A 13125-nucleotide genomic window follows, 5' to 3' on the forward strand; every position below is an offset into this window, starting at 1 on the left:
CGTCATGCATCTCGAGGAGTCCTTGATGAACAACGATCGAAATACGCCTGACTGGGTGCCGGTGTGCGCGCTCGACGACATCGTGCCCGATACCGGCGTCTGCGCGCTGGTGGCCGGACGGCAGGTGGCGGTGTTCAACGTCGCGCGCGGCGAGGGCGGGGTGTATGCCATCGACAACTACGATCCCTGTTCGCAGGCGGCGGTGTTATCGCGCGGACTGATTGGCAACCTCGGTGAACGCATCGTGGTGGCTTCGCCGATCTACAAGCAGCACTTCGATCTGCGCACCGGCGAATGTCTCGAAGCGCCCGAGCATTCGGTCAGCGCCTTCGCCGCGCAGGTCAGGGATGGTCGCGTATGGGTAGCGGTCTAACCGGGCCGGGGTCGTTCACGCAATGAGCAGCGCAAGCGTCAAGACGGTGTGCCCCTACTGCGGCGTCGGCTGCGGGATGGTGCTGCAGGTCGAGGATGGCCAGGTCGTCAAGATTGCCGGCGACAAGGAACATCCCACCAATTTCGGCCGGCTGTGTACCAAGGGGTCGTCGGCCCATGTCGCGCTGCGCAAGTCCGGACGCCTCGAAAACGCCTATGAACGACGCGAGCGCAACGGCGACCCGACTCCGTTGCCGGTCGACCAGGTGATTGCCGATACCGGCCGCCGTCTGCGCGAAATCCTGGACACGTATGGCCCCGATGCGCTGTCGTTCTACGTGTCGGGCCAGATGTCGATCGAGGCGCAGTACCTCGCCAACAAGCTCGCGAAGGGCTTTGTCGGCACCCACAATATCGAATCGAACTCGCGTCTGTGCATGGCAAGCGCCGGCAGCGGCTACAAGCTCTCGCTGGGCGCGGATGGTCCGCCGGGCTCGTACGAGGATTTCGACAAGGCCGATCTGTTCTTCGTGATCGGCGCCAACATGGCCGACTGTCACCCGATCCTCTATCTGCGCATGATGGATCGTGTCAAAGCCGGAGCCAGACTGATCGTGGTCGATCCGCGCCGCAATACGACCGCGGACAAGGCCGATCTCTTCATGCAGATCAAACCGGGCACCGATCTCGCGTTGCTGAACGGCCTGCTGTATCTGCTGCATCAGAACGGTCATACGGACCTCGACTTCATCGCCACCGCAACGGAAGGCTGGGAGGCGATGCCGGCTTTCCTCGACGACTACACGCCGGAAAAAGTCGCGGCAATCACCGGCATCCCCGAGGCGGATATCCGCACCGCGGCGCAATGGATAGGCGAAGCGCCGGAGTGGATGAGCTGCTGGACGATGGGTCTGAACCAGAGCACGCACGGCACGTGGAACACCAACGCCGTTTGCAACCTCCATCTGGCGACGGGCAAGATCTGCCGCCCCGGTAGCGGGCCGCTTTCGCTGACGGGCCAGCCCAATGCAATGGGCGGCCGCGAGATGGGCTACATGGGGCCGGGTTTGCCGGGGCAGCGCTCCGTGCTGGTGGAAGAAGACCGGGCGTTTATCGAGGACCTGTGGCAAGTGCCGTCTGGGACGCTAAAGACGGCAGTCGGGCAGGGCACTATCGACATGTTCTCGCGCATGGCGGACGGCGATATTAAGGCGTGCTGGATTATCTGCACCAATCCGGTCGCAAGCTTCGCCAACCGGCAGACTGTGATTGCCGGATTGCAGGCCGCGGAACTGGTAATCGCCCAGGACGCGTTTCTCGACACCGAAACCAATCGCTATGCCGACGTCCTCTTGCCTGGCGCGTTGTGGGCTGAGGCGGAAGGCGTGATGATCAACTCCGAGCGCAACATGACGCTCATGCAGAAGGCGATTGACCCGCCGGGTGCGGCGCTGCCCGACTGGCAGATCATCGCTCGGGTGGCCTGCGAAATGGGTTTTGCGGACGCGTTCAGCTATGCGTCGGCAGAGGAAGTGTTCGCGGAGATCACGCGAGCCTCGAACCCGAAGACCGGTTACGACCTGCGCGGCGCGAGCCACGCGCGGCTGCGTGAGTCGCCGCTGCAATGGCCCTGTTCGCCGGATGCGTCGGGGTTGTTAAGAGACCGCAATCCCGTGCGTTATCTGAACGACGGTATCAGTCAACCGCTCAGGGAAATGTCCGACGGCGTTCGTCCGGCGCTGGTCTTCCCGACCGCGAGCGGCAAAGCCGTGTTCTTCGCGCGGCCGCATACCGAGCCGGCCGAGATGCCGATGCCGGAGTTTCCGATCGTCCTGAATACGGGGCGCCTGCAGCATCAGTGGCACACCATGACGAAGACCGGCAAGGTGCCGATGCTGAACAAGCTCAATCCCAGGCCCTTCGTGGAGATCAATCCGGAAGACGCAGCCGCGCTTGGCATCGAGGCCAAAGACCGCGTCGAAGTGCGTTCGCGTCGTGGCCGTGCGGTACTGCCCGCCGTAGTGACCGATCGTGTGCAGGCGGGTGCCTGCTTTGCGCCGATGCACTGGAACGACGTATTCGGCGAAGACCTCTGCATCAACGCGCTGACCAACGATGCGGTCGATCCGATCTCACAGCAACCGGAACTCAAGTTCTGTGCGGTTGCCTTGAGCCGCGTCGCACCCGAACCCAGTGCGGCGGCCGATGACGCCGACGCTATCTCCTCCGGTATGGATGCCGCGGCCCCGCTGCTGGCGGCCGATGCCGGTTCGATCAAGGAAGGGGACATGTCCCGTATCGACGCTCTCGCCGCCATGCTCGGCATGCAGGACATGCCTGTGCCGCTGCTCGACGATGCACAACGTGCCTACGTGGCCGGTTTTATCAATGGCCTGCGGGCGAGCGCGGGTCAGCAGGCCCAGACGGACGGCGTGCCCGTGATGCCCGCCAGCGCGCCGTTGCCGACCGCTACCCGGCTCTGGTTCGACGGGATGCTGGCTGGACTGTATAGCCGCGCGGCTACGACAGCGCCTGGACTTGCCGATAACTCTTCTGGCGTCTCGTCCGACGCTGCGTTCGCTGCCCCCGCTGTGCGAATCGCGCGGGCACGTCCAAAGGTGCTGCTGCTGTGGGCATCGCAGACGGGCAATATCGAGTCGTTGACGGAACGCTACGCGACACAGTTGATGGAGTCGGGCTTCGAGATCCGCACTTCCTGCATGGCCGATTACGACGTTGCGACTTTGGCAAGGGCGCAGTACGTGCTGCTGATGTCGAGCACGTTCGGCGATGGCGATGCGCCAGATAACGGCGAGAGCTTCTGGAGCGCACTCAAGGCCGCCAACGCGCCGCGCCTCGACAACGTGCGCTACGCCGTGCTGGCCTTCGGCGATCGCAACTACGACCAGTTTTGCGGTCATGGCCGCAATCTCGATGCGCGCCTCGCCGAGCAGGGCGCGCTGCGTCTGCTACCACGCACGGACTGCGACACGGAATTCGAACCCGCCGCCGATGCATGGCTCGAGCGGATCGTCGCGCGTATCAAGGAGGAGGACGCCGCATTACACGAGGTGCCGGCCGATGGCATGATCCCCTCGGTGTTACCCGGCGTGTTGCCCACCAAGGCTCATCCCGCCGCCTCGCGCCTCTTGAAGAATTTGCGGCTCAACAAGCACGGTGCGTCGAAGGATACGCGGTATTTTTCGTTGTCGACCGGCGATTCGGGCCTCGAATACGAGGTTGGCGACGCGCTCGGTGTGTGGCCGAGCAACTGTCCCGAACTGGTAGACGAACTGATCGGTTTGAGCGGGCTGGCAGCGGATGCGCCGGTGAATGTCAGCGGTATCGGCGATATGCGTCTTGCCGATGCACTCGCCAGGCACTACGAAATTGCCCGGCCGAATTCCGAGGCACTTGCCTTCATCGCCTCGCGCAGTCGCGACGGCGCGCTCGGCGCATTGCTGGCCGACGACCGCAAGGCCGATCTGAAGAAATGGTTGTGGGGCCAACAACTGGCCGACGTGCTGCACGAGTTTCCCGTGACACTGACGGCGCCGGAGTTGCTCGGCATGCTCAAGCGCTTGCAACCGAGGCTCTATTCGATTGCGTCGAGCCCCAGGGCGCACGTGGGCGAAGTTCATCTGACCGTGTCTGCAGTTCGTTACAGCAATGGCCGACGCCAGCGTAAAGGGGTGTCCTCGACCTTCCTCGCCGATCGCGCCGGGGACATCAGCGTGCCGGTGTACGTGCAGAAATCCGCGCATTTCCGGCCGCCGCGCGACGGCGACACGCCGATGATCATGGTTGGCCCCGGCACCGGCGTCGCACCGTTCAGGGGCTTTCTGCACGAACGGCTGGCGCACGGGGATGCCGGCCGCAACTGGTTGTTCTTCGGCGAGCAGCATGCTGCGACCGACTTCTATTACGGTGACGAACTGGAGACGATGCGCACGAAAGGGCTGCTGACGCGGCTCGATCTGGCTTTTTCGCGGGACCAGCACGAGAAGATCTATGTGCAGGATCGCATGCGCGAACACGGTGCCGAGTTGTGGGCATGGCTCGAGTCCGGCGCGCATTTCTATGTGTGCGGCGATGCGAGCCGCATGGCGACAGATGTCGACGCGGCGTTGAAGGCGGTCGTGGTCAGCCATGGCGGTATGAGCGATGAGAAGGCGCTCGAATACGTCAACCGGCTCGCGAGAGACAAGCGCTATGTGCGGGATGTTTATTGAAGTGACGCGGTGAGACATGTCGTGCGCAGAAGGCACCTTGGCGCATACCGGATCGGACCGATATGCCACATGCATCGCATACGTTTGCTCGCTCGCTTTCTACCGCGTCGATTCCGGTTATTCTCCTTCAGGCCGTCCGCGTGATCCGCGCAGCGGCCTACTCGATGCAAGGAGACTACCAGGTGACATCGACCGCTTCGGACGTTCCTCTCATCCCCCGCGCCGATCTGTTCGGCAATCCAGAGCGCACTGATGTCGAGATCAGTCCGGACGGGCGCTTTCTCTCCTGGCTGGCGCCGGTCAACGGCGTATTGAATGTCTGGGTCGCGCCGCTCGACGACCTGTCACTCGCCCGCGCGGTGACGAACGATACGAACCGAGGTCTACGGTTTCATCTCTGGACCTACGACGGTCATATCGTCTATCTGCAGGACGTCGAGGGCAACGAGGACTTCCATGTTCATGTAGTCGATCTGGATGCTGGCACCTGCCGCAACCTGACGCCTTTCGAAAATGTTACGGTATCGATCGAGAGGGTGAGCCGAACCATCCGCGATCGCATCCTTGTGGGTATGAACCGCCGTGACCCGAAGTTCTTCGACCTGTACACGCTGAACCTCGCAACCGGCGAACTTGTGCTCGTCGAAGAAAATCCCGGCTTTGCAGGTTTTATTGTCGACCAGCATTACCGCCCGCACTTTGCCACTCGCCTCGCGAGCGACGGCTCCCAGGAGGTGCTCAGGCGCAATGCAGACGGTAGCTGGGACGAATGGATGCGGTTTGCGCCGGAAGAGACCAGGACATCTGGCCCGGGCCATCTCAGTGCCGACGGCTCAGCACTGTTCGTACTCGACAGTCGCGGCCGCAATACGACCGCCATGACGCGGATCGATCTTGCCAGCGGCACGACCGAAGTGGTGGCGGCCGATTCGCGCGCCGACCTTTTCGATTTCATTATGGATTCCGAAACATTTGAGCCACTGGCTTACAGGCTCAATCTGGAGCGCTCCACTTATGTTGCGATCGACCAGAAAATTCAGACCGACGTTGATTTCCTGAACGGCGCAGGGCTCGGCGAATGGCGGTTGCACGGAGATACCGAGGACAACCGGCTATGGCTTATCGATGCAATTTCCGATCTGCGGCCCGGCACGACTTATCTGTATGACCGGCAGAGCCGGTCGCTGCGCGTTCTGTTCGAACATCGCCCCGTCCTCAGCGCAGCGCCGCTCGCGCCAATGCATCCGGTGGTAATCCGCTCGCGCGACGGCTTCGATCTGGTTTCGTATCTCACGCGTCCCAACGGCGTGCAGCAGCCGGGTCCACTGGTGTTGCTGGTTCACGGTGGCCCCTGGGCCCGGGACATCTTCGGCTTCGAACCCGAGCATCAATGGCTGGCTAACCGCGGCTATAGCGTGCTGAGCGTGAATTTCCGCAGTTCGATGGGTTTCGGCAAGCGCTTCGTCAATGCTGGAGACGGCGAATGGGGCCGACGCATGGATGACGACCTGCTCGACGCCGTAGCCTGGGCCGTTGAAAGCGGTATCGCAGATCCGTCGCGTGTCGCGATCATGGGCATCAGTTACGGTGGATATGCAGTGCTCGCGAGCATGACGCGCAATCCCGAGATGTATGCATGCGGGGTCGCGATTGTCGGGCCGTCCAATCTGGAAACACTGTTGGCGAGCGTCCCGCCTTACTGGGAGTCGTTCCGCAAGGAGTTCGTGCGAGCGATTGGAGACCCTTCGACGGAGGAGGGCCGGGCGCTACTGCGCGAGCGCTCGCCGGTGCATCGTGCCGGTCGCATCTGCAGGCCGCTGCTGATCGGTCAGGGTGCGAACGACCCGCGCGTCAAGCGGGCGGAGAGCGATCAGATGGTGGATGCAATGAAGGCCAATGGTATTCCGGTGACCTACGTTCTGTATCCGGATGAAGGGCATGGTTTCGCGCGACCGGAAAACAACATCTCGTTCTACGCGATCACGGAGGCGTTTCTCGAACGGCATCTAGGTGGCCGCGCGGAGCCGATGCGGCAGGACGAATGGGACGGCTCGACTGCACAGATCCTGGAAGGGGCGGCGCTACTCGATTTGCCCGCGCGCCGCGAGGGATAGTTGGTCAGATTGAATGGCGACGCGTGCCCACGCGCGGCCGGCTGCTGCCAGCGGCGACCTGCCTCTGGCCGTGCTAACACATCGAATTGATATGAGGTTGAGCCAGCGCAATCAGGCGGACATGGGCGTGCTCGAACAGTTCGGCAGATAAACCCGTCGCGCCTTGCTGAAGGTTTGTTCGCTGACACCGCGGGTGCGTCCGCCGCTGCCTCCCACTGCGCCGAATAGTGCTTCGACTTTTAACGACCAATTTGCAGACTTTTCCGCACGAATTTGGGCGGCACGCAGGGTAAAAACCCTTAGGAGCTAGATAAGCTCCGCATCGCGGCCTCCCAAGTAGTCCTGCTGAATCAGGCCGCGCCTCTCAAACAATCGCAAGGAGGCCAGGCCAATGACAGACCTGCAGGGCGCACTTCAGGTCCTACCGGGGCGACAGGCGTACCACCTTGACGTACCCGGTACGGACAGCGCGGCGGCGCTCTCTGTGGTGTCGTTCGAGGCCACCGAGAAGATGGGTGCACCGACCGAGGTGCGTATCGTATTGACCCACCCGCAACAGCTTGCGCGCTCCGAATACCTGAGCCGTGACGCGTCGTTTGTCATCGTGCCGGACGATGGACCACCCCGGAAATTCTCCGGCTTTCTCGCGCGCTTCTCAACGATCCAGAACACGAAGGATTACGTCAAGTACGAAGTCGTGTTGCAGTCGCATTTCGGGCGGCTGGCAGCAGTAACCCGAAACAGGATCTTCCAGCATGGTTCAACGCCCGACATTCTGGCGGAGATGTTGCGCGGTCACGGAATGCTTGAGCACCAGTTCAGTTTCCGGCTACGCCGCCAGTATCCGAAGCATGCTTTTCGCATGCAGCACGGCATGAGCGACCAGAATTATGCGCATATGCTGCAGGAGAAATCGGGCATCTACAGCTATATCCAGGAGACAGAATACGGCGACCAGGTGGTGTTCGGGGACGACGTAGATCATTACATTTACGACGAACCGCAACGCGTCGTGCCGTACCGCGAAGCAGCGGGACTTGAGGCGCGCGGCGTCGAGGCGGTGACGGCGATAAAGACGCACTCCGCGACGGTGCCGCAGTCGTTCATGGTCGCGGATTACAACCCGGAGCAAGCCTGGGAGCGTTTGCGCGACACGTCCAACATTGCGCCCAGCGATCCCACCACTTACGGCCAGTCCTATATTTATGGCACTCACCACCTGGACCAGGCGGGAGCGAAGTGGGAAGCGCAGCTTCGCCACGAAGCGGCCATCGCCTGGCAGGTAGTCTTTGAAGGCGACAGCAACGTGCTGAACCTGCAGCCGGGGCGCGTGCTGGAAACAGATCTTGTTCTGCCCGATGCACCCAAAGGCCAGTTGATTGTCGAGGTCACGCACAGCGGCGCGCGCGATACGCCCTACTCGAACAGCTACAAGGCAATCCCCGCTGACCGGCGCTTCCGTCTCAGGCTTGAGACGCAAACCTGGGCCAAAGTGACCGGCACGCTCAGCGCACGCGTCACCAGCCCGGACTCCTACAAATACGCATACATAACCGCAAACGGCCACTATACGGTGCGTTTTGATGCGGACTTCGAAACGTGGCCCAACGGCGGAGAAAGTGTTCCGCTACGCCTCGCAAAGCCGTTCGCGGGCAAGCTGCAAACCGGCATGCACTTTCCGGCGCTGGACGATGCCGAAGCCGTGATTACCTGCCGCGACGGCGACCCGGACAAGCCCGAAATCGTTGCGTTCCACCATCACAGCCAGGCGCGCGACCTGGTGAAAAATGACCGGCGCTGGCTCTCACGGAATGTGATCCGCACCCAGGCGAACAACAAGATCCGCTTTGAGGACTGGGCGGGCCAGGAGGGTGTCAAGGTCAGCACGGAGCATTCGGGCAAATCGCAACTGAATCTCGGCTATCTGGTTGACAACAAACTGGAAAAGCGCGGCGAAGGCTATGAGCTTCGCACATCCGGTTACGGAGTGAGCCGTGCAGGTAAGGGAATGATGGTCACGGCATATGACCGTCCAGGCGCGAGCGGGAAGCAGCTCGACATGCAGGAAACCATCGCGCAACTGGAAAGCGCGCTGGCGACTGCGAAGGCGTTGGCAGCATCGGCGCAAAGCGCCAAGGCCGAGCCTGTCGACACCGATGTACAGCAGCAGATGAAGGAAGATTTCGACGGGCTGAAGAAGCCGGGTCTGCTGATGAGCACCCCGGCATCGGCGGCTGTTGTCGCGGCCGGCGGCGTGCAGTTTGCGGCGCAGGACAGCATCAACGCTGTAGCCGGGAAGAACGCCGAATGGAGCGTGCTGAAACGGTGGACCGTAGCAGCGGGCGAAAAGATTTCGCTGTTCGCGCAGAAGCTCGGTGCCAGGATTTTTGCGGCGAAGGGCCCCGTCGAGATTCAGGCGCAAGATGGGCCGATGTCTTTCATCGCGGACAAAGATCTCGACCTTGCCAGCGTCAATGGAAAGGTCAACCTGGCGGCGGCAAAGGAGATCATCCTGGAATGCGGTGGTGCGTTCGTCCAGATGAAGGACGGTAGCATCACCCTTGGTGGTCCTGGCGATCTGTTCCTCAAGACGATCACGGTGCAGAAGAAGAGCAAGGCGTCGCTGAACATGCCGCTGGACCGGAACCACCCGGCGCTCGCCGGTCTGCCGACCATACCGCTTACCCTGGATGCGACCGGGTCTCCGGCGGCAAGGACGGCCGTGCCAACCGGCATGCCGTACAAGCTTTTTGCTGATGGTTCATTGATGAAGCAGGGCGTGTTCGATGAAACAGGCCTGATCCAGATCGATCACCATCCCACCACGCATAAGTACACGCTGCAACAGGCTAATGGCGTGACGCATGACATCCCGGTTGCAGAGAATTATCGCGGTGATGCCGTCAACGGCGCACTGGCCAATCAGGGCCTCCGTTTTCATGAAGGTCTGCCGGGCGCCAGGTCCGGTACTGTCGATCGCGCCGAACACCGCGCCAGTTACAACCCACTGCTCAACCCTGATACGGACGCCTGACCATGAAACAGCAGAGCGCTACCACGCCGCTCGCGCTTTCCTGCACGCGAAGCGCAACGCTCACCTCCCCATGGTTCGTGCAGCGCACCGAATACAACCCCGCGCTGGCCACGTACCTGCCGCTGGTGAATGGCGAGACGGCCTTTGCGGCGGTGTTCGACGCCATACGAAACGCGGAGCACAGCATCGATATCCTGTGCTGGGGTTTCCAGCCGTCCATGTATTTCAGACGGGGCAGCGACGCGGCGGGTTCGCCGTCGATCGGTGAACTGCTCGAATACAAGGGCCTCGAAAAACCTCACATCAGGATCCGGCTGCTGGTCTGGAGCGACGCACTGCACGTGGCGTCCTTCTCGGAAGACATGATGCCAGGCAACCACGGGCCAGTCGGGCTGGCGGGGGCTGCACAGGACGGGCGCACCCGCGCCCAGCGGGAATTCGACCAGCTCTGGTACTGGCGGGCCAACCGGAACAATGTCACGCGGATGTCGGCCGGGACGAGGGCCAATCCGTTCCCGGCAGCGAAATCGGTGGTGACCGCGGCATTGAACGCGTTGCCGGGCGCGCCCAGGCCGCTGGCAAACATTGAATTCGCCACGCGCGATTTCGATCTGAGGGAGCGTGCCGAAATCGCCTGGCGCACATGGATGAGCGGCCCGGCGGGCGACCCCACGCTGAGAGAGCGGAACACCGCGGCGATGACGGCGGAGCCCTCGCACCACCAGAAGATGGTGCTTGTCGACTACGAGCTTCCCGAGCGGGCCATCGGGTTCGTGATGGGGCACAACACGCTGGACGAATACTGGGACCGGGACGATCACACCTGGCTGCGGCAGGCGCCGCGAATGGGACGCAACGGCCTGCATCCGCGGCAGGACATGTCCGCGAAGGTGACGGGTCCGGTCCTCGAGTACCTGAACGAGAATTTCTGCCAGGCGTGGGACGACGCGACCGGGCAGAACCTGACCCAGGCGCGGGCGGCGCTGGCTTGCCGGCTGAAGCTGCGCGCGGATCACGGTACGCCGGTGATGGCGCAGATCCTTCGCACGCAGTCGCAGCACGGCAAGGACGGCACGAAGGACATCGCGTCGCTGTACCTGCAGGCGGTGAACAACACGACGAGATTCGTGTACATCGAAAACCAGTATTTCCGTTACATGCCGGTGGCCGACAGGCTGCGGGAGAACGTCAACGCGCAGATCAAGTGGGGGCGCAACCCGGCGAAGCATGGTGAGGTCTATCTGTTCGTGGTCACGAACTCGAACGACGACGGCATCGGCCGCGGGACCGTGAGCAGCTACCAGATGCTCGCGGCGCTCGGATATGGCGACCGGATGCCCGGGGTCGAGACACTGGAGAAGAACGACCAGCTTACGCAGCAGGAGCAGACGCTGGAGAAGCAGCTTGCTGACGAACAGGCGGCCAGCCAGCGCGCGATGATGCAGGGCGCGGGTTTCTCGCAGATGCAGGGGCTCGCGAATTACCTGCAGGGCGGCCAGCTCCGGCAGGCAGAAATCGGGCAGCAGCTGGAGCAGACGAGGCAGGAGAAACGGCGGGTGGCGAGCGTGAGCCCGGACGGCATGACGAAGGAGGGAGAGCTGGTGCCGCCGCAGGATATGCCGGGGATGAAGGTGCTGGTCTGCACCCTGGTCGCACCGGACACGCCTGCAGGCAAGGCGTGGGACTACGTCTATGTCCACCAGAAGCTGATGATCGTCGACGACGTGTTTACGACGCACGGCTCGGCCAATGTCAACCGGCGCAGCATGGAGGTGGATAGCGAACTGAATATCTGCCATGAGCATGGCGGCCTGACGTCCGCGCTGCGCAAGCAGATGTGGGCGCTGCATACGAACAATCTGGGTGCTCAGGATGATGTGTCGCAAGCGTATTTGAAATGGAGCGACATCATTTCTCGGAACACCAAAAGACAGAGCGCAAAGCGGGCTCCGATCGCGTCCCTCGTAGGTTTCCTGCGTACCTCGCCCACACGCACTTATGAGGATTGAACCATGAGACGAGGCATGCTTGCCGCCCTGGTGGCGGCCCTCGCCTGCGCCTGTACCAAGGAGAACCCATTGGCTTCACTACCCAGCATGAGCGCCGTGCGCGCGAATCTCGCCTTTACCTGCGTACACGAGGACGACCACTTGCCGCCGCTCGATCCCGATGCGGACCAGCTGTTCAGATACGGCCGCTGGCTGCAGAAGCAGGATGGCCCGAAGGACTTCAGCGATATCGCGCGGTATTACCGGATCGCGGCGGCCCACGATCACTACAAGGCCAATACCAACCTTCAGGCGCTGGTATCGACGGGGCTGGCTGATTCGCCGGATGCACCGAAAGAGACGATCGACCTGGCAGTGCAACTGGTCAAACAGGGCGTGCCGGGTGGCTACTACGACATCGCGCACTACCTCGAACTCGGGTACGGGCTGAAGCAGGATAGCGTGACGGCCTTGCGCTATTTCCGCAAGGCGGCGGACCTGGGCAGTCCGGACGCGCAGTATTACCTCGCGGAGAAACTGTTCCCGGTTGACGCCGCACCTGAGGTTGCGCTGCAGATGTACCGGTGCTCAGCGGATCAGGGGCATGGCAAGGCCGCGACCTCCCTGGCTATTGGTCGTATGGACGACGAGGTCTACACAGAAGCACTCAAGGCTTTCCAGCAGGGCGTCATGGCGGGAAGCCGCCAGGCCGCATCGTTTCTTGAAAATGGCTTTGCGGTAACTCCAGAAAACCGGGTGCTGTATTACCTTGCTGTCCCGAACGATCCCGAACGCTCGCGCCGCTACAAAATGATCGGCAAATTCCTCGACAGGAACGAAGGTCTGAACCCGAAAGTCCCCGACGCTGACCAGATCGTGCCACTGCCGCCGGCGAAACTACCGTCGTGGGACGGCACGTTCCAGTGGGAGAAGGAACAGGCCGCAGCCGTGGCGCCGCAGAAGCCGTCCGATGCGCTGGTTGAAAGGCTGGCCCGCGAGAAGAGCCTCGACCCGGCGACAGGGCTTCGGGTCAGGACCGCGCACGAAAAGGAACTGGAGAGCCGCGTGCCGCTGGGCACGCTCGTTCGCCCCGGCGAAGTCTGCCCGCAGGACGGCGTGTGGTGTGTCCGGGGATTTGCTTCGGTCAGCTACGACGCGACGCGTCGTTTCAGGAAAGGCGAAACGATGCCGCCACTCGCCCTGAAGGATCCCCGTCTCATTCCTGGCCTGGACTGGCTACTCGGTATGCGCGTCTACCGCACCAATGAGGAATGGAGTCTCAAGGCATACGTCGACGAGGCATAAAGGCGTGAGTCCGGGCGAACATGCGCCGCCCGCTATTTCATCATCGGGCGGCGCTGACGCGCCGGATAGCCTCGAGGCAA

The 13125-nt window shown here is 62.3% G+C and carries 6 protein-coding genes; all 6 read left to right on the plus strand.

The window, feature by feature from the left end:
* Nucleotides 1-25: 25 nt before the first annotated feature.
* Entirely contained in the window at nt 26-373 is a 348-nt protein-coding gene (nirD, locus tag BUS06_RS12150; protein ID WP_074264479.1) for a nitrite reductase small subunit NirD, read from the plus strand.
* Nucleotides 374-395: 22 nt separating this feature from the next.
* The gene (locus BUS06_RS12155; protein ID WP_074264480.1) at nt 396-4604 is read left to right on the plus strand and encodes a bifunctional nitrate reductase/sulfite reductase flavoprotein subunit alpha; all 4209 of its coding nucleotides are present in this window, start codon (nt 396-398) and stop codon (nt 4602-4604) included.
* 62 nt (nt 4605-4666) lie between these two features.
* Nucleotides 4667-6718 carry a S9 family peptidase gene (locus tag BUS06_RS12160; protein ID WP_254368828.1) on the plus strand — a complete coding sequence of 684 codons (2052 nt, stop codon included), beginning with the start codon at nt 4667-4669 and terminating at the stop codon, nt 6716-6718.
* A gap of 391 nt (nt 6719-7109) precedes the next feature.
* On the plus strand, nt 7110-9752 hold the full coding sequence (locus BUS06_RS12165; protein ID WP_074264481.1) for a type VI secretion system Vgr family protein: 2643 nt from the start codon (nt 7110-7112) through the stop codon (nt 9750-9752).
* Between the two features lie 2 nt (nt 9753-9754).
* Nucleotides 9755-11761, plus strand: coding sequence for a phospholipase D-like domain-containing protein (locus tag BUS06_RS12170; RefSeq protein ID WP_074264482.1), 2007 nt, complete (start codon nt 9755-9757; stop codon nt 11759-11761).
* A gap of 3 nt (nt 11762-11764) precedes the next feature.
* Complete coding sequence (locus BUS06_RS12175; RefSeq protein WP_254368829.1) at nt 11765-13045, plus strand: SEL1-like repeat protein; 1281 nt, start codon at nt 11765-11767, stop codon at nt 13043-13045.
* Nucleotides 13046-13125: the final 80 nt, after the last annotated feature.

The organism is Paraburkholderia phenazinium, from assembly GCF_900141745.1.
Lineage (GTDB): Bacteria > Pseudomonadota > Gammaproteobacteria > Burkholderiales > Burkholderiaceae > Paraburkholderia > Paraburkholderia phenazinium_B.